This window comes from Pandoraea anhela, assembly GCF_902459655.1.
GTDB lineage: Bacteria > Pseudomonadota > Gammaproteobacteria > Burkholderiales > Burkholderiaceae > Pandoraea > Pandoraea anhela.
Window position 1 is genome coordinate 347,206 of the sequence record NZ_CABPSB010000001.1, and the last position, 18,544, is coordinate 365,749.

General features: G+C 63.9%; 12 protein-coding genes. 7 read left to right on the plus strand and 5 right to left on the minus strand.

Annotated features, from left to right (window positions below):
* Positions 1 to 74 precede the first annotated feature (74 nt).
* From PAN31108_RS01465 to PAN31108_RS01480, 4 genes are all read left to right on the plus strand, one after another.
* Positions 75 to 494 (plus strand): YgiW/YdeI family stress tolerance OB fold protein, encoded by a 420-nt coding sequence (locus PAN31108_RS01465; RefSeq protein WP_150667124.1) that lies wholly within the window; start codon positions 75 to 77, stop codon positions 492 to 494.
* Positions 495 to 657: 163 nt separating this feature from the next.
* Positions 658 to 1,191 (plus strand): septation protein A, encoded by a 534-nt coding sequence (locus PAN31108_RS01470; RefSeq protein ID WP_150667125.1) that lies wholly within the window; start codon positions 658 to 660, stop codon positions 1,189 to 1,191.
* Positions 1,192 to 1,216: 25 nt separating this feature from the next.
* Positions 1,217 to 1,480 carry a BolA family protein gene (locus PAN31108_RS01475; RefSeq protein WP_150667126.1) on the plus strand — a complete coding sequence of 88 codons (264 nt, stop codon included), beginning with the start codon at positions 1,217 to 1,219 and terminating at the stop codon, positions 1,478 to 1,480.
* Positions 1,481 to 1,542: 62 nt separating this feature from the next.
* Entirely contained in the window at positions 1,543 to 2,337 is a 795-nt protein-coding gene (locus tag PAN31108_RS01480; protein ID WP_150667127.1) for a peptidylprolyl isomerase, read from the plus strand.
* 66 nt (positions 2,338 to 2,403) lie between these two features.
* Here PAN31108_RS01480 and PAN31108_RS01485 read toward each other — a convergent pair whose 3' ends face one another.
* The 5 genes from PAN31108_RS01485 to purL all read right to left on the minus strand — a co-directional run bounded on the left by PAN31108_RS01485 (position 2,404) and on the right by purL (position 13,079).
* Positions 2,404 to 4,020: a hypothetical protein gene (locus PAN31108_RS01485; RefSeq protein WP_150667128.1), complete on the minus strand. Its 1,617-nt coding sequence runs from the start codon at positions 4,018 to 4,020 to the stop codon at positions 2,404 to 2,406.
* A gap of 129 nt (positions 4,021 to 4,149) precedes the next feature.
* Entirely contained in the window at positions 4,150 to 4,779 is a 630-nt protein-coding gene (locus PAN31108_RS01490; RefSeq protein ID WP_150667129.1) for a hypothetical protein, read from the minus strand.
* A 132-nt stretch (positions 4,780 to 4,911) separates the two neighbouring features.
* Positions 4,912 to 6,516, minus strand: coding sequence for a hypothetical protein (locus PAN31108_RS01495; RefSeq protein WP_150667130.1), 1,605 nt, complete (start codon positions 6,514 to 6,516; stop codon positions 4,912 to 4,914).
* Between the two features lie 163 nt (positions 6,517 to 6,679).
* Complete coding sequence (locus PAN31108_RS01500) at positions 6,680 to 8,392, minus strand: hypothetical protein (protein ID WP_150667131.1); 1,713 nt, start codon at positions 8,390 to 8,392, stop codon at positions 6,680 to 6,682.
* 655 nt (positions 8,393 to 9,047) lie between these two features.
* The gene (purL, locus tag PAN31108_RS01505; protein ID WP_150667132.1) at positions 9,048 to 13,079 is read right to left on the minus strand and encodes a phosphoribosylformylglycinamidine synthase; all 4,032 of its coding nucleotides are present in this window, start codon (positions 13,077 to 13,079) and stop codon (positions 9,048 to 9,050) included.
* A gap of 286 nt (positions 13,080 to 13,365) precedes the next feature.
* Here purL and PAN31108_RS01510 point away from each other — a divergent pair, with 286 nt between their 5' ends.
* The 3 genes from PAN31108_RS01510 (at position 13,366) to pgi (ending at position 18,530) form a co-directional block, all read left to right on the plus strand.
* Entirely contained in the window at positions 13,366 to 14,643 is a 1,278-nt protein-coding gene (locus PAN31108_RS01510; protein WP_150667133.1) for a D-amino acid dehydrogenase, read from the plus strand.
* Positions 14,644 to 15,145: 502 nt separating this feature from the next.
* Entirely contained in the window at positions 15,146 to 16,819 is a 1,674-nt protein-coding gene (locus PAN31108_RS01515) for an NAD(P)H-hydrate dehydratase (RefSeq protein ID WP_150667134.1), read from the plus strand.
* A gap of 52 nt (positions 16,820 to 16,871) precedes the next feature.
* Complete coding sequence (gene pgi, locus PAN31108_RS01520) at positions 16,872 to 18,530, plus strand: glucose-6-phosphate isomerase (RefSeq protein WP_150667135.1); 1,659 nt, start codon at positions 16,872 to 16,874, stop codon at positions 18,528 to 18,530.
* The last annotated feature ends 14 nt before the right edge of the window (positions 18,531 to 18,544 follow it).

Below are 18,544 nucleotides of genomic sequence, written 5' to 3' on the forward strand. Positions count from 1 at the left end.
CGTCTTTCACCGGCCATTGGCATTTTTTGGCTTTAGGCTTGCGTCCACCTGACTTTTTACTGGGAGTCCCTGTCATGTCCAAGAAATCGGATCGCCGTCTCACCCTTGCCCTTGCCGCTTCGCTACTCGCCGGCGGCGGCTTCCTGAGCGCGCCGGCGCAAGCGCAGATCAACGTGCCTCAGGCCGGCGCCACCGCCGGTGGCAGCGTCGCCGTGCCGGCGGCGATGCCCCGCGCCACCACGGTCGAACAAGCGCTCAAAGCACCGAAGGACATGGAAGCGGTCATCGACGGGCACATCATCAACAAGCTCAAACCCGAGCACTACACCTTCCAGGACGCGTCCGGCACCATCGAGATCGAACTCGACGACAAATACCTGCCCCCGGGTCGCCAGATCACCGAAAAGACCCGCGTGCGTATCATCGGTGAAGTCGATACGCACCGGATGAAAGCCAACGACATCGATGTGAAGCGCATCGAGATCCTGGAATAACCCTCCCGGCGCCCGGATACTTCCGGCGCCGCTGTCCCGGCTTTCGGACAAAGGCCCGCACCCGACGCATTCCGGGGCCGGGCCTTTGAAATATAATGCGGGTTTGCCCCCTGGCGTATTGCGCCGGGGCGCGGAAACCCCGAAGCCCCCAAGCCGAGACTTCATGAAATTTCTCTTCGACCTGTTACCGGTCATCCTGTTTTTCGTCGCCTTCAAATTCGCCGGCATCTATGTCGCCACCGGCATCGCGATCGTCACGACGATCGTGCAGGTCATCTGGATGTGGTTCCGTCACCGCAAGGTCGAGCCCATGCAATGGGTGAGTCTGGCGATCATCGTGGTGTTCGGCGGCGCCACCATGCTGCTGCACGACGAAACCTTCATCAAGTGGAAGCCCACCGCACTGTATTGGCTCTTCGGCGTCACGTTGTTCGTCGCCGAACTGATGTTCGGCAAGAACCTCATTCGCGCCATGATGGAAAAGCAGATGACGTTGCCCGAGCATCTCTGGCGCGCCGTGAACTTCAGCTGGGCGCTCTTCTTCCTCGCGATGGGTGTGCTGAATCTGGTGATCGCCTATCACTTCTCCACCGACACGTGGGTCGACTTCAAGCTCTTCGGCGGCATGGGCCTCATGGTCGTGTTCATCGTCGTGCAGAGCCTTTGGCTCGCGAAGTACATCAAGCAGGACGAGTAACCCCGTTCGTCAGGAAGCCACCGCCATGACCATGGAACAGCAAATCGAAGCGCGGCTGACCGCTGCGCTCTCCCCGCTCGAACTCTCCCTCGAGAACGACAGCGCCCGCCATGCCGGCCACGCCGGCGCGGCCTCGGGCGGTCATTACAACGTGCGCATCGTATCTGCGGCGTTTACCGGACGTAACCGCGTTGCGCGTCACCGGCTGGTGTATGATGCGTTGGCCGATTTGATGCAGAACGGCATTCACGCCCTCGCCATCGTTGCGCTCGCCCCCGGCGAAGCGTAACGCGCATGCGACGCGTCCCCTGTCGATTAACCTTGCCCCCGTCATTCGTTAGGAAAAACAGCATGGCATTGAAACTCGCCCGCACGGCACTGGCGCTCGGCGCCGCCGTGTCGCTGACCGCCGTCTCCCTCCCCGCCCTCGCCCAGAACGTTGCCGTCGTGAACGGCACGCCGGTGCCCGTGGCCCGCGCCGACGCCATGGTGCGTGAAATGGTGCGTCAGGGTCAGCCGAACTCGCCGCAACTGCAACAGCAGGTGCGCGAAGAGCTGGTCAAGCGCGAAGTGCTCGCGCAGGCCGCCATCAGCAAGGGTCTGGCCACGGATCCGACTGTCAAGCAGCAGATCAAGCTCGCCGAGCAAGGCGTGCTCATTCGCGCCCTGATCGCCGACTTCCAGAAGACCTCGCCGGTCACCGACGCCGAGTTGCAAGCGCGCTACGATCAGTTGAAGAAGCAGTTCGGCGACAAGGAATATCACGCACGCCATATCCTGGTGCCGAGCGAAGACACCGCCAAGGACATCATCGCAAAGCTCAAGGGCGGCGCGAAGTTTGCGGATCTCGCCAAGCAATACTCGAAGGACCCGGGTTCGGCGCAAAACGGTGGCGACCTCGACTGGTCACCGGCCAATGCCTATGTGCCCGAGTTCGCCGACGCGCTGCAAAAGCTGCAAAAGGGCCAGTACTCGCAAACGCCGGTGAAGACGCAGTTCGGTTATCACGTTCTCGAACTGGACGATGTGCGCGACGCACAGATCCCGCCGCTGTCCGACGTCAAGCCGCAGTTGATGCAGCAGATGCAGGAAGAAAAGCTGCAAGGCTTCATCGACGGCCTGGAAAAGAAGGCCAAGATTCAGTAAGCGTTGCGCTGACCGATATCGATAAAAATCCCGCCATTCGGCGGGATTTTTGTTGAGAAGCCTCATTTATTGCGCTTTGGGCGGTGGCACCGTCGACGATAGCGCAGCGATCTGGTCGCCCGGCACGTAGGAGAAGACTTTGCCGTGCGTCGCCACGGGATCGACGCGGATCAACGGCAGGAACCGGCCAGTCGTGTTCATGTAGTCCTGCTGCACGTACCTTCCGTCACCGACCCCATCGCCCAGAATAATGAACGCTTCGAGTGGCAATTCGAGCGGAATGCCGCGCGGCCAGGGTTTGATGATGACCTCGTTGTCCGCGTTGCGTAACACATCCACCTTGGGGAAATGCTGTCGCACGTCGATGCTCAACTGAAACGACGGGATATCGGGACGGAACGCACATTGCGTCCAAAGTTCGGACGGCAGGTAATGCTGCTGCCATGTGGCGATTGTGGTCACGCCGAGTTCGTCGCATAACCGCGGGTCGGTGCCGGCGTTGCAGCTGTCGGTGCGTCCGCCGGTCCATCCATCCGACGGGAACGAGCATCGCACGGTCAGTGGATACGCCGCAGGCGCCGAAGACTCTTTCACGATGAAGCCGGTCGCGCCCCGGTCTTCGATCAGGACGGTGACGTGGGCATCGGCGCGCAAATAGGTGAAAGACACACCGTTGCGCGCCATCGACTGCGGACTCGGATCCCACGCGTGAAACAAAGGATTCGCTTCGGCCACCCGAATGAGGATCCCGTTGCAATAAAACCCCGGCTTCTGCCCCGGACACGTGTCCGACGTGTCGGCAAATCGGGCGTTTAGACGCTCGGCCACTTGATAACCGATGTCCAGCTGATCCGATTCGTCGAAACCGAAAGCGGCTTTCCCGCGCTCGTCGAATCGCATCTGAAGAATGGGCAGCCATTGCCGGCTTGCATCGAAATACTGCTTCTGATAACGCTGCGCCTGAAGTAGTTGTCCACCCCGATACGGATCGTAGAAAAACGCCTGCGCCGGCATGGTCTGCACATTCCGCGGATCCCAGGCCACGAGCAGCAACGCATTCGACGTTTTGGAGAATTCCGGAGATACAGCCCCGTGCGTATCGATCGACGCCCTGAACTGTTTCGCGTCAGTTGCACTCAGCGAGCATTGACGTTGCACATCACGACTTTGCGCGGCGAAATGTGCCGTCCAGCCGACCACGTCCATGACGCCATGCGACGCACATGTGCTCGCATCAGGCACGGCAGTCGAACTGTTCGCCAGTAAGTCGCAACCGTTGGCGCTCATACCGCTGGCGAGCGTTGGCGCAAAGGGATAAGCGCATCGCACCGAGATGGGGGTGCCCCGGCCTGCGGCCGTCAGACCGTCGGCCAGAATGACGCCTGCGCTTTCCGACAGAGACGACGTCCCGATGTCTTGCCGAAGGTAGACCACACTCGCCGAACCCAGTGCCGACTCTGCCGCCGACAGCGATGCAACGTCACGCGACGAATCCCCCGACAAGGGACGTATCAGCACCCCCGAACACATCCACGCGGCCCGGCCGGCCGCGCATTGACTTACCGTGGACTGATAGCGCTGATTGACCAGAAAAGCGACGTCGGCCCCCGTGAGCGACTGCGCCGAGGCGCACGGAACCAGCGCCGCCCACAGGACGAGTCGCAACACAAGTGAACGGGCCAACCCGTCTGACGTTTGGCGCGCTTGGCAATGGACTAACATCGTCGTGTCTCCCCTCTCGACGAGCCCCCGCCCATCAGATCACGCTGGCTTCATCCGTAACGATCGTCGACCGTGATCGCCACGCGGCGATTACAGCTGAAGCCGCAGCGTTCTGGAGAACAGATAAGGCGCACCGGACGTCGTGCCGATGGCATAGGTGACGTTGACACGCCTGCCGCGATTCTCCTGAATCCAGGCGCTCGGAATCGAAATCCGGGTTGGACTTCCCGGGACGACCGTCGTCAGTCCGGTATCGCGAACCACGATCCCGCCCCAACGCACGGTCACCAGTTGACCGTTCGCTTGCGAGGGATAGCTGACGACCACTTGCGCCCGGGCGGCGTCGTATGTCGGCGGGGCGAACGGCGTTCCCTGCACGCGCAGACCCAGTGCACCGGACATTTCGATAGCCGCTGCCCCTCGTTTGACGCTGAACGTGACCTGCACCGTGGTGCCGATCGAATCGAGCACTTCCCAGCGGGGAACCTGGAACGCCAATCGTGCCGGGAATGCGACAGTCCTGATCGGCGAGTCATAAATGAACGCCGGACCTCGCCAACGCACGCCGACGGTGTGCCCCGCTGTCATGCCGACGTACTGCGGGGTTTCAACGGTCACATGCTCGCGATCATAGTAATCGGTAGCCAGAAGTTCCTGACCATTGTTTCCTCGCGCCTCGAGTACGCTCGGCGCCAGCGTGACAATCGATGTAGCGTTCATTGCGGCCTCCTGATGAATTCGTTATCGCAAACGGTGCGTCATGCACCGCTGTAGTGAATAAGGCCACAGACGATTCATGGCGAACAACTGTCAACCCTGACAGGTCGAGCGACGCATCAGCGCCCCATCCGCCTAGTTCGCACCGATCTGGTCGGCGGGTACATAGGTAAAGACTTGATCGGGAGGTGCCGTGACATTGACGCGAACGATAGGCATGAATCGTCCCGTTGCTTCGAAAAAACCACGTTGCATCGTGCGCGCGTCGACGAAGGCGTTGCCTACGGCCACGAAAGCTTCAAGCGGCAATTGCGCGGGAACATTGGAAGGCCAAGGTCTGATGGCGATCTCGTTGTATGGCCCCACCTGCCCGGCATCGGCGCGGCGAATCTCGATGCTCGCCTCGAATCCGGCAGGGGTCGGTCGAAACGGGCAGTATCTGTTAGCTACCCATGTCGCGAACCTTCTGACGGTGCGTTCATCGCAATAGCTAACCCCCGCACGCAGACAGCTATCGGGAATCGATCCGGTACTGACGTCCTGAGGAAACGCACACTTCAGTGTTAGCGGCTGAGCCGTCGGTGCGTTGAATTCTTTCATGATGAGGCCCGTGCCCCCCGTCCAACTGGCCACGGACCTAACCCCGGCGTCCGCGCGTAGGTAGCTGAATGAAATGCCGTCCCTTGTGTAATAGTCCGCACGAGGATTCCATACCGGCATGTACTGCACCGCCACCATCCGTATCAAAACCCCGTTGCAGTAGTACGCCGCCTTCGTCCCGCCATCGCAGTTGGGCGACGTGTCGAGATACCGTTTCGTCAATCGCGCCGCGACGCGCAAGCCCTCGTCGAGTTGCTCCGTTTCGTCGTATCCGAACGTCGCGCCCTGCCCTGCGATGAATGTCACCCTCAGGATCGGCAACCACATTTGCGTCGCCGTGAAGTACTGCATCTGATAGCGCTGCGCTTGCAGCAATTGGCCGGCGGTGCTCGTGTCGTAGTAGAACGCCTGAATCGGGATGGTTGCGGGGACGGCGGGATTCCATGCGGCGCTCAGCAGCGACATGCTCGTGCGCGCCAAAGAGGCCGTAGCCTGCTCGTGCGCTTGCAACGCAGCGTAGAACGGTTTTGCGGCAAGTGCGCTTAGCGAGCATTGCCGAAGCACGTTCTGACCGTTCGCGCGAAAATGTGCGACCCAGGCCGTCACGTCCTCCATGTCGGCCACGCCGTGCGACTTGCAGGAACTCAGGTCGGGCGGCGCGGGCACGGCGCCGCCGAGCAAATCGCACCCCCTTGAGCCGGCAGTGCCCGGCGGCGCGACGGTGAACGGGTAGACGCAGTGCATCGCGTATGGCTGCTGTGCGCCCGCCGCCGTGAAACCATCCGCCAGAATCAACCCGGCGGTGGCGTCCAGCGACGCGGTGCTCAAGTCGCCGCGCACGAACGCGAGGTTCACCGACTGCGTTTGCGTCTCGCTCGCCGTGAGCGCCGCGAAATGCTGGGACGCGCCCCCCGACAGCGGCCGCACGATCACCCCGCTGCACATCCACAACGGACGGTCCAGCGCGCACTTTTCGACGCGCGACGCGTATCGCTGGTTCACCAACTGCGCCACGTCCGCGCCGGTGAGACCATGCGCCGGCGTGCAGACCATCGCGAACGCGAGTCCGATCCCGGCCATCCAGCGCCGTACCCACCCGCCATTAACGCTCACGCCTTGCCCGAGCCGCCTCCTCGACATTTCGTCACCTCGCGCAAACCTCAGAGAGTCGATGCCCACCAGGCGGCCTCAGTCCGCCCCTCCCCCTATGCCCGATGGCAACGCCATCAGGGGCTTCTCCATTCGTGGCATTCGATTGATTGTCTATGACGCGACACGCTTGGCGTGCGTCGCGTCAGCCTCGTCAATTCGCGCTGATTTGGTCCGCAGGTACGTACGTAAATACCTGTGTGGCAGCCGCGGTGACGTTCACACGGACAATCGGCAAGAACCGTCCCGTCGCGTCGAAATAGCCTTGCTGCATGACACGCCCGCCCGCAAACGCGCTTCCCACGACCACGAACGCTTCGAGCGGCAACTGCCCCGGGATGTCGGACGGCCAGGGCTTGAGGGTGATCTCGTTGTGTGGATAGCCGAGCATGATGATGTTCGGATAGTCGCGTCGAATCGTGATGCTTAGCTGGAAGCCTGCCGGGTCGGGACGGAACGGACAATGAAGGCCGATTCCCCCGGCGCCGTAACGCGCGACCCAGATGGCGTAGGACGTGACGCCCAACTCATCGCAGAATCGCTTGTCCGTCGCGCTGCTGAAGCAACTTTCCGAGCGACCGCCTGTGCCGGCATCGGTCGGGAACGAACATTTCAGCGTCAAGGGATGGCCTGCCGGCGCGTTGAACTCCTTCATGATGAAACCCGTACCGCCGGTCCAGGTGGCCACGGCGCCGACCTTGGCATCCGCTCGCAGATAGGTAAACGAGATACCGTCTCTTTTGTAATAGTCGGCGCGCGGATTCCACACGGGCATGTACTGCACCGCCACCATCCGAATCAGAACGCCGTCGCAGTAGTAAGCGGCCTTCGTCCCTGCGTTGCAGTCCGGCGACGTATCGAGGTAACGCTTCGTCAACCGCTCGACCACCCGGAACCCCTCGTCGAGTTGCTCCGTTTCGTCATACCCGAATGTCGCCCCCTGCCCCGGCACGAACGTGACGCGCAAGATAGGCAGCCACACTTGGGTCGCGGCGTAGAACTGCATCTGATAACGCTGCGCCTGCAAAAGCTGGCCTGCCGAACCCGTGTCGTAATACAACGCCTGAATCGGGATCGTGGCAGGCAATGCCGGATTCCATGCCGCGACAAGGAGCGACATGGTCGTCTGCCCGAACGGTGCGGGCGCCTGTTCGTGCGCTTGCATCGCGGCGTAAAACGATTTGGCCGCAAGCGCATTCATCGAGCATTGCTTGAGGACACTTTGGGCACTCGCATTGAAATGGTCGACCCATGCGGCGGCGTCCGTCACACCATGGGTGGCGCAAGAACTCAGATCCGGTGGCGCCGACGCAGCACCGCCGGGCAGATCGCACCCCTTCGCGCCAGACGTCGCGGTTGGCTCGACCGATAGCGGATAAACGCAGCGCACGTCGTAAGACTTCTGTGATGCCACTGCCGTGAAACCGTCTTCGAGAATCAGTCCCGCCGTCGCTCCCAGCGACGAAGCGCGCAAATCCCCTCGCACGAACGCGAGATTCACCGACTGCGTTTGCGTCTCGCTCGCCGTGGGTGCCGCGAAATGCTGGGACGCGCCCCCCGACAGCGGCCGCACGATCACCCCGCTGCACATCCACAACGGACGGTCCAGCGCACACTTTTCGACGCGCGACGCGTATCGCTGGTTCACCAACTGCGCCACGTCCGCGCCGGTCAGCGCATCGGCCGGCGCGGCACGCATCGCAAGCGCCGCACCTAGACAAGTGAGCACAATGCGCCCGACGCGACCGACGCGCAAGGTGCGACGACGATTCGTCAGTATCTTGCCGCGCCCCCGCATCGGGACGCGCGCCAATGCGATGAACCGTGTCCACGCCGCCAAGGCGGCGCGCCACGTTGGGATTGCCATGCCAGCACCCCGACTGAAATCGACCCGCGCTCATTGGGCCATGCATCGTTTGCGACGGACAACTGTCAACCCTGACAGGCTGCCATCCGAGGCATCTGTGCCACGATGGCGACCTGTCAACGTTGACAGTTGAGTTCCTCGACGGCAATCCAATCATCCTCCGACGCAACCGAGGTTTGAGGTCGCCAACATGGTCAAGTCAACTTTTGCGCACCGGTGCCGGACGCTGACATTCGCGACGGGCGTCTGTCTCGGACTCGCTGGCGTTCGCCTCGTCGCGCACGCCCTCAGTGGCGCGGACGTCGCCACGCTCGTCAATCAGCGCTACCAATCCACGGTCTCGCGATGCGGTCTCAAAAGCGCCGCATGGCAGTGTTCCGGCGTCCTGATGCGAGCGCCGCCCGCCGACGCCCTCCATCATTTCGCCGGGGTTCCCGCCGAGGAACGGGCGCTGACATCGACACAGCGCAGGAAACGCCATGAAAAAACCGCCGGCCCCATCACAGGGCAGGCGGTTATTCCTTCGATGCCACGATGCACGGGTGCCACAACGCTCCCCCTTGCCACGCAACCGATCGGTGTTGCGCTCATCGGGTAGCCTTGACGTTGGCGTGGGAGTGCGTTGGACTGCGCCCGGTTACATCACTTACACCACTTACGCCACCCAGCGGCGCGCGTTGCGGAACATGCGCATCCACGGGCTGTCGTCGCCCCATTGCTGGGGCGCCCAGCTCATCTGAACGGTACGGAACACACGCTCGGGGTGCGGCATCATCACGGTAAAGCGTCCATCACCGGTCGTCACGGCAGTCAGGCCGCGCGGCGAGCCGTTCGGGTTGAACGGATACTGCTCGGTCGGCTGACCGCGATGATCGACGAAGCGCATCGCCGCAATCGCCTGATCGATGTTGCCCTGCTGCCCGAAGTTGGCGAAGCCTTCGCCGTGTGCGATCACGATCGGGAGTTGCGAGCCCGCCATGTCCTTGAAGAACAACGACGGCGAGTCGAGCACTTCCACTTGCGTGAGCCGCGCCTCGTACTTCGATTGGTTGTACGTGAACTTCGGCCACGCCGCTGCGCCCGGAATCAGGTTCGACAGGTTGCTCATCATCTGACAACCGTTACAGACGCCCAATGCAAACGTGTCCGCACGGTTGAAGAAGCCGGCGAACTGCTCGGCGAGCGACGGGTTGAACAGAATCGTCTTTGCCCAGCCTTCCCCGGCGCCCAGCGTGTCGCCGTAAGAGAAACCGCCGCAAGCGATGAAGCCCTTGAACGCGTCGAGCGAATGACGGCCCGCGAGCAGATCGCTCATGTGCACGTCGTAAGCCTCGAAGCCGGCCTTATCCAGCACATAGGCCATTTCCAGATGCGAATTCACGCCCTGCTCACGCAGGATGGCCACCTTCGGACGCGCGTCCGTCGCAATGAACGGTGCGGCCACGTCTTCGCTCGGGTCGAACGTCAGCTTCGGCGAGAGACCCGGATCGCTGGTGTCGTTGAGCGCGTCGTATTCGGCATCAGCCGCAGCCGGGTTGTCGCGCAACCGCGCAATACGCCAGCTCACTTCCGACCACACGCGCTGCAACTCGGCGCGCGAAGCGCCGAAGATCTTCTTCGCATCGCGATAGATTTCGATGACGTCGCTCGTGTTCGGCTTGCCGATCACATTCGTGACGGACGACAGGCCGGCGTCGCGCAATGTTTGCAGCACTGCGTCACGCTCCGAGGCGCGCACCTGAATCACGCCACCTAGCTCTTCCGAGAAAAGTGCACGCAGCGTCTTGTCTTCGCGACGCCCCGCCGTCTGCTTCGCCCAATCCTTGGCATCGCCATAGTCGGACTCGAAGCCGTCGTCGAGCGTCAGCATATCGACGTTGAGCGACACGCCGACGTGACCGGCGAACGCCATTTCCGCGACGGTGGCGAAAAGGCCGCCGTCAGAGCGGTCGTGATACGCGAGAAGCTTGCCGTCGCGATTGAGTTTCTGAATGACGTCGAAGAAGCGCTGGAGGTCGGCCGGGTCGTCAAGATCCGGCGTGACGTCACCGATCTGTTGCGTGACCTGCGCGAGGATACTGCCCCCCAGACGGTTCTTGTTGTGCCCCAGATCGATCGCGATCAGCACGGTCTCGCCGGCGTCTGCGACCGAGCGCAGTTGCGGTGTGAGGTGGCCGCGAACGTCTTCCACCGGTGCGAACGCCGACACGATCAGCGAAACCGGTGCGACCACGTCCTTGGCACGGCCCGCATCGTCCCACTTGGTGCGCATCGACAACGAATCCTTGCCGACCGGGATCGACAGACCCAGCGCCGGACACAGTTCCATCCCGACGGCCTTCACCGTATCGAACAGGGCGGCATCTTCCCCTTGCGTGCCGCATGCCGCCATCCAGTTGGCCGACAGCTTGATCTGATCGAGCGACGCAATCGGCGCCGCCGCAATGTTGGTGATGGCCTCGCCGACCGCCATGCGGCCCGACGCAGGCGCGTCGATCACCGCCAGCGGCGTGCGCTCGCCCATCGTCATGGCTTCGCCGCGATAACCGGCGTAATCCATGAGCGAGATGGCGCAATCGGCCACCGGCACCTGCCATGGGCCGACCATCTGGTCGCGCGCGGTCAGGCCGCCTACGGTGCGGTCGCCAATGGTGATCAGGAACGACTTGCTGGCCACCGTCGGGTGACGCAGCACGGCGCGCGCCACGTCGTCGAGCGACAGGCCCGTTACGTCGACCGGCGGGAGTTCCTGTTTGACGCGGGTGACGTTGCGGTGCATGCGCGGCGGCTTGCCGAGCAGCACGTCCATCGGCATATCGACCGGATCCGGCGATTCCGGATGCATCGGGTCGACCAGCTTCAATTGACGCTCGTCCGTGGCAATCCCCACGACCGCCACCGGACAACGCTCGCGCTGACAGATTTCCTGGAACGCCGGGAAGCTGTCCGGTGCGATGGCAAGCACGTAGCGCTCCTGCGCTTCGTTACTCCAGATTTCGGCGGGCGACATGCCCGACTCTTCGAGCTGCACCTGACGCAGATCGAAACGCGCGCCCTTGCCCGCACCGTCGACCAGTTCGGGGAAAGCGTTGGAGATGCCGCCCGCGCCCACATCGTGAATCGACAGGATCGGGTTGGCTTCGCCCTGACGCCAGCACCAGTTGATGACTTCCTGTGCGCGACGCTCGATCTCCGGGTTGCCACGCTGCACCGAATCGAAGTCGAGTTCGGCGGTGTTGGTGCCGGTCGCCATCGAGCTGGCCGCGCCTCCGCCCATGCCGATGCGCATGCCCGGGCCACCGATCTGGATGAGCAGCGTGCCGGCCGGCAGATCGTGCTTGTGCGTGTGCTGTGCAGCGATATTGCCCATGCCGCCTGCGATCATGATCGGCTTATGGTAGCCACGCACAAGACCGCCCACATTCTGTTCGTAGGTGCGGAAATAGCCGCCGAGGTTCGGGCGGCCGAATTCGTTGTTGAACGCAGCGCCGCCGAGCGGGCCGTCGATCATGATCTGGAGCGGCGACGCGATGCGGTCCGGGCGACCGTAATCGGCACCGGTGTCGTCGGGCTTGCGCAGCGACGGCGGCACGGCCACATCGCGATCGTTTTCCCACGATTCGCGTGCGTCCGGCAGCGCCAGATTCGAGACAGTGAATCCCGTCAGGCCGGACTTCGGCGTGGACCCGCGACCCGTGGCGCCTTCGTCGCGGATTTCGCCGCCCACGCCCGTCGAGGCGCCCGGGAACGGCGAAATGGCGGTCGGGTGATTGTGCGTCTCCACTTTCATCAGCGTGTGCGTGAGTTCGACGCTGCGGCCGTATTTGCCATCGGCGCCGCGCGGATACCAGCGCTCGACTTCCGCGCCTTCCATCACGGACGCGTTATCCGAATACGCCACCACCGTGCCCTGCGGGTGCAGTTGGTGCGTGTTCTTGATCATCTGGAACAGCGACTTGTCCTGCGCCTGACCGTCGATGGTCCAGTTGGCGTTGAAAATCTTGTGACGGCAGTGCTCGCTGTTGGCCTGCGCGAACATCATCAGTTCGACGTCCGTCGGGTTACGCTTGAGCGAGGTGAAGGCGTCGACCAGATAGTCGATCTCGTCTTCGGCCAGCGCGAGGCCCAGATCCCGGTTTGCGGCCTCGAGGGCGCCGCGGCCGGCGCCGATCACGTCGATCGTCTGCAACGGCTTGGCCGGCAGTTCGACGAACAGCGCTTCGGCGTCCTTGCGCGTGGCCACCACCGCCTCGGTCATCCGGTCGTGCAGCACGCCGGCGACCTGAGCGAGGACGTCGGGCGCCAGCGACTTCTTGCCGCCCAGCAGACCCGATTTCACGCCGATCGTATATTCGACGGCGCGCTCGATACGGCGCACATGATCAATGCCGCAGTTGCGGGCGATGTCGGTCGCCTTGCTCGCCCACGGCGAAATCGTTCCCAGACGCGGGATCACCAGCAGTTGGTCGCCGACCGGTTCTTCGCGCACCGGCTCACCGTAAGTGAGCAGACCGGCCACGCGCGCCATGTCGTCGTTCGAGAGCGGCTCGGCGCTGGCGACGAGGTGCACGTAGCGGGCATCGATACGCACGATCGAACTATCGATGGCTTGCAGGGTCTGCAAAAGACGTTGCTGGCGGAATTCGGAGAGCGCCAAGGCGCCGGCGAAGCAGGCAATGTGAGTCATGGAAGGACGGAAGGCGAGGCGTTCAAAACGCGGGGGAACGACAAACCGGGATTATACCCTGCTTACCCCGGGTTATACCCGAGTGTGAGGCGGGCATTCTTCGTGGGGTCCCGCCCTGTGAGGGCGTCTCTCTGGTAACCTATGCGCCCCGTATCCAAACGGGCCGCGATGTACCCGATTTTGGCCGTCCCGGTCGATTCCGACCGGTCTCCGGGCACGCGGCGCGTCCAAGAACGACACTAACAAGCGAACGAACGGGCGTTCGCCACACACCAGACGGTTGGGAATGAAGGTCATCGTTATCGGCGGCGGGGTCATTGGCACGTGCACCGCCTACTATCTGGCCGCCGCGGGGCACACGGTCACGCTCGTCGAGCGCAACAGCACGGTTGCGCAGGAGAGCAGCTTCGGCAATGCGGGCGTCATCGCGCCAGGCTACGTCACGCCCTGGGCCGCGCCCGGCATGCCGCGCAAGCTGTTGGGCTACATGTTCAGTTCGGCCAGCCCGCTCATTTTCCGGCCGGGCCTGTCCGCCTGCACGTGGCGCTGGGCGGCGCGCTGGTTGCGCGAGTGCAAGCTCGAGCGCTACCGCGCCAATCGCGAACGGATGCAACGTCTGGCGTTCTACAGTCAGCGTTGCCTGCACGAACTGCGCGAGAGCCACATTTTCGAATACGAACACACGCAGGGCTATCTGCAACTGTTCCGTACCGAACGCGACATCAAGATGAACGAGCCGGCGCGCGCCATGCTCACCGAGAACGAAGTGCCGCATCGCCTGCTGAGCGCAGACGACTGCCGCAAGCTCGAACCCGCGATCTCGACCGATGCTCCTCTCGCCGGCGGCCTGCATCTGCCACGCGACGAGACCGGCAACTGCCCGCTCTTCACCAAGCGCCTCGCCCAGATCGCCCGCGACATGGGAGTGACGCTTGCCACCGAGACGACCGTGCAGTCCGTTCGTCCGAACGTCGGCCGGGCCGGTGTGACGATCGAGACGGCAAGCACGGCGCAGCCGGGGCAGAAGTCGTCGCTCGAAGCGGACGCGGTGGTCATTGCCGCCGGCGTTGCCAGTGCGTCGTTATTGCGCCCGCTCGGCATCGATCTGCCGCTCTGGCCGGTCAAGGGCTATTCGATTACGGTGCCGGTCAAGACCGAGCTGTTCAGCCCGCGCATTGCCGTGATGGACGAGTCCTACAAGACCGCCATCACGCCGCAAGGCAACCGCTTGCGCATTGCCGGCACGGCCGAACTGGGCGACACACAACTCGTGTTGCGCGAGCGCGCCATCGCCACGCTCTACAAAGTGGCGACGGACTGGTTCCCCGGGGCCGGCAGGTATCGTGAGGCACGGGCATGGGTCGGCGCGCGTCCGATGCTGCCCGACGGCCCGCCGTTGCTGGGTGCAACGCATCTGCCGGGCATTTTCCTCAATGTCGGCCATGGCTCGACCGGTTGGGCAATGGCCTGCGGCTCCGGGCGCGTGCTCGCCGACGTCGTGTCCGGGCAAACGCCCGACATCGACCTCAACGGCCTGACCCTCGCGCGATACGACGCGCGCTAAGCCCCGGGTAAGGTCCGCAGTACGGTCGGAGAGCGGTTTCGCCGGGGGGGGGTGCACGCCCTCGCACGCCCTCCCCCGTCCTTACCCGTCCTTGCTTCATTCCCCCGCACTCCCCGCTTCTTGCCCCGCTTCTTGCCCCGCTTCTTGCCCCGCTTCTTGCCCCGCTTCTTGCCCCGCTTCTTGCCCCGCTTCCTGCCCCGCTTCCTGCCCCGCTTCCTGCCTCGCTTCCTGCCCCACCTCCAGACTTGCGGCCACCGCCCCCGACAACGTTCCAACGACATTACGGCAGTGCCCCGGGGAAAGACGCCATCATGACATCGGGACATCGCGTCGGAGACGACCGACAGCACATCGGGAATCGCACCGGCAGGCAGAACGGAACATTCACGGCATAATCTGCAAATCGGTACGCAGACCGTGGTCCCGCCTGAGCGGTCCTCGCCTCGGCCATCTCGACCGCACGCTGCGCGCGCCGCCTTCGTCTCCGGGAGCCTTGCCTGACATGTCCGATTCTCTGCGCGCCGACGCGTCCCTCACCATCACGCCCCATGCCGCCCCCGTCAACGCCGACCCGCTGGCTCGCCCGTCGGCGCCGTGCCAGCGCCCCGATACCGTGTCGATCGCCGCAAGCGCAACCGTCTCGCTGGACTTGCACCTGCCCGGCGCGCTGCGCACCGTCGAACAAGACGCCGCCGCAACACTCCCGCCGCACACCCTGATGGCCCGCGCGGGCGAGGCAATCGCACACTGGCTTTACGGCCGCCTGCCCGCTTTGGCGAGCGCCGGCAAACAGCCCGTACTCCTGCTCGCAGGCCCCGGCAACAACGGTGGCGACGCCTACATCGCCGCCCTCGCATTGCATCGCCGCGGCGTATCGGTGGACGTATGGCAACTCTCTGCGCCGGTCGCCGACGACGCGCGCTGGGCACTCGCCGAGGCGCAGGCCGCCGGTGTGTCGGTCCGCCCTGCCCCGCCCACATGGCCGGAACCTCGCGCTTACGCCTGGATCGTCGACGGCCTTTTCGGCATCGGTTTGTCCCGCGCCATCGACGGCGCCGCGGCAACACTCGTGCGCAATATCGCCCATGCCCATGAACACGGGACCCCGGTGCTCGCGATCGACATCCCCAGCGGCCTGTACGCCTCAACCGGCATGGCCGACGGTCCCGTCATTCATGCCGATGTGACGATTGCCATGCTGGGCGCGTGTCCGGGATTACTGATCGGTATCGGCCGCGACGTTGCGGGTGAGATTCTCGTCGCGCGACTCGGCGCAGACGCTGCTCTCGCGCGACATGACAGCGCCCTGTCGACCAGCGCGCCGGACGCCTTCATCGGCAACATGCCACGGCGCCGCCATGCGTCCCATAAGGGCAGCTATGGATCGCTTGCCGTGCTGGGTGGACAGGAAGGCATGATCGGCGCGCCGCTGCTGTCGGCGCGCACCGGACTGATGGCCGGTGCGGGGCGCGTCTACGTGGGCTTCGTGGCGCACGACGCGCCGGCCTGGGATCCGATGCATCCCGAGTTGATGCTGCGCCAGGCCGAAAACCTCGATCTCGCCACGATGCAGGCCGTCTGCGTCGGACCGGGACTCGGCACATCTGCGGCGTCTGCGGCGTGCTTGTCGCGCGCGCTCGCGCTCGAACACACACCGCTCGTGATCGACGCCGACGCGCTCAATCTGCTGGCAGCCGAACCGTCGCTTGCCGAACGCGTGCGACGCCGCGCCGGGCCGACGGTCCTCACCCCCCACCCGCTGGAAGCTGCGCGACTGGCGGGGTGCGATGTCGCGCGCATTCAGTCGGATCGTCTGGCTTCGGCGCGCACCCTGGCGCAGCATTTCGGCGCAACCGTCGTGCTCAAGGGCTCGGGGAGCCTTGTCGACGATGGCGCCCGCACCTGGATCAATACGACGGGAAACGCCGCGCTGGCGACCGCCGGGACCGGGGACGTGCTGACCGGCGCGATCGGTGCATTGCTCGCCCAAGGCATGCCCGCGACGCAGGCTGCACTGGCAGCGGTCTGGCTTCATGGCCGGGCCGCAGATCGCTGCGTGCAGGCGGGCGCGGGACCGGCGGGACTCACGGCATCGGAACTCTTGCCCGCGATTCGGGCAGAACACTGCGCGCTGACGCCATCAGCCCAAGCCGCCCGGCATCGCATTTCAGCGTGAATCCGCGGCGACACCCGTTATACTTCGCCTTATCGAAATGGCCATACTGCACATGCCGTACAAGACATCCGTTCGTCTGGACCAACTTCCCGCCTGGCGCACCCTGCTCGAGCACCGCGACGAGATCGCCGCGCAGCATATGCGCGACTGGTTTGCCGGCCCGGGCGCCAGCGCACGCGTCGAGAATTTCTCGCTGCGCGCCGCGGGTCTGTACCTCGATTATTCGAAGAACCGCATCACCGACAAAACGCGCACATTGCTCGCCCATCTCGCGCGCGAATGCCATCTGCCCGCCAAGCGCGATGCCATGTGGGCCGGCGAACACGTGAATGTCACCGAGGATCGCGCGGCGTTGCACATTGCGCTGCGCGCACCGAAAGGCGTGACGTTTCGCGACACGTCCGGCGACGTCAGTCGCGGCGTATGCGAGACGCTCTCACGCATGCGCGACTTCAGCGAACGGGTTCGCGACGGTCGATGGGTCGGCGCGACGGGCAAGCGAATCAAGCATCTGATCAACGTCGGCATCGGCGGATCGGATCTGGGGCCGCGCATGGTTTGCGACGCGCTCGCCGTCTACGGCCGCGACGATCTCTCGGCCCATTTCATCGCCAACATCGACCCCACGGAACTCGCACGCACGTTGCCGACGCTGGATCCGGAGTCGACACTGGTCGTTGTGTGCTCGAAGACGTTCACGACGCTCGAGACCATGACGAACGCCTGCACGATCCGCGCATGGCTCGTGGCGCACGGCATTCCCGAGCACGAACTCAACCGACACTTCGTCGCCGTGTCGACCAATGTCGAAGAAGCGATGCGCTTCGGCATTCTTCGCGAGAACGTGTTCCAGTTCGGCGAATGGGTGGGCGGACGTTATTCCCTGTGGTCGTCGGTCGGCCTGATCGTCATGCTGTACCTGGGGGCAGCACATTTCGACGCCCTGCTCGGTGGCGCGCATGCGATGGACGAGCATTTCCGTCACGCACCGCTCGAAGCGAACATGCCGGTCCTGCTCGGTTTGCTGGGCATCTGGTATCGCAATTTCTTCGACGCGCAAACACTGTCCATCGCGCCGTACACGGACGCGTTGCAGAAGCTCCCGCCGTACCTGCAACAGCTCGACATGGAGAGCAACGGCAAGTCCGTGCAGGTCGACGGCTCGCCTGTCTCATGGCAGACCGCGCCGATCATCTGGGGCGAGCCCGGCACCAACGGCCAGCACGCCTATTTCCAGATGCTGCATCAGGGCACGACGCTCGTGCCGGTCGACTTCATCGCTGTGCTCGAACCGCAATACGAGCAGCCCGCCTATGTCGAGCATCACCGCAAGCTGCTCGCCAATTGCTTCGCGCAAAGCGAGGCGTTTCTGCAAGGCGGCTCGATGGCGACGCCCGAACAGGCCGGCGGACCGTTGGCGGCCCAACGCCGCTTCGACGGCAACCGCCCGAGCAACACGCTGGTCATCGACAAGCTCACGCCCGAGCGACTCGGCGCGCTGATCGCCCTTTACGAACACAAGGTGTTCGTGCAGGCAGCCATCTGGAACATCAATCCCTTCGATCAATGGGGGGTGGAACTGGGCAAGACGCTGTGCCGCGCCATCGAGCCCGAACTGGTCGATCCGGACTCCCTGAAACCCGACGCCCACGACGCCTCCACGGCGTCGCTGATCCGAATCGCCGGCGAAGCGCTCAGCAAGCGATCCTGACGTCGGCAGCGCCG

Excerpts from the sequence above, each read along its gene's own strand:
- PAN31108_RS01465 (WP_150667124.1), top strand. The coding sequence starts at position 75 with ATGTCCAAGAAATCGGATCGCCGTCTCACCCTTGCCCTTGCCGCTTCG.
- PAN31108_RS01470 (WP_150667125.1), top strand. The coding sequence starts at position 658 with ATGAAATTTCTCTTCGACCTGTTACCGGTCATCCTGTTTTTCGTCGCC.
- PAN31108_RS01475 (WP_150667126.1), top strand. The coding sequence starts at position 1,217 with ATGACCATGGAACAGCAAATCGAAGCGCGGCTGACCGCTGCGCTCTCC.
- PAN31108_RS01480 (WP_150667127.1), top strand. The coding sequence starts at position 1,543 with ATGGCATTGAAACTCGCCCGCACGGCACTGGCGCTCGGCGCCGCCGTG.
- PAN31108_RS01490 (WP_150667129.1), bottom strand. The coding sequence starts at position 4,779 with ATGAACGCTACATCGATTGTCACGCTGGCGCCGAGCGTACTCGAGGCG.
- PAN31108_RS01495 (WP_150667130.1), bottom strand. The coding sequence starts at position 6,516 with ATGTCGAGGAGGCGGCTCGGGCAAGGCGTGAGCGTTAATGGCGGGTGG.
- PAN31108_RS01500 (WP_150667131.1), bottom strand. The coding sequence starts at position 8,392 with ATGGCAATCCCAACGTGGCGCGCCGCCTTGGCGGCGTGGACACGGTTC.
- purL (WP_150667132.1), bottom strand. The coding sequence starts at position 13,079 with ATGACTCACATTGCCTGCTTCGCCGGCGCCTTGGCGCTCTCCGAATTC.
- PAN31108_RS01510 (WP_150667133.1), top strand. The coding sequence starts at position 13,366 with ATGAAGGTCATCGTTATCGGCGGCGGGGTCATTGGCACGTGCACCGCC.
- PAN31108_RS01515 (WP_150667134.1), top strand. The coding sequence starts at position 15,146 with ATGTCCGATTCTCTGCGCGCCGACGCGTCCCTCACCATCACGCCCCAT.
- pgi (WP_150667135.1), top strand. The coding sequence starts at position 16,872 with ATGCCGTACAAGACATCCGTTCGTCTGGACCAACTTCCCGCCTGGCGC.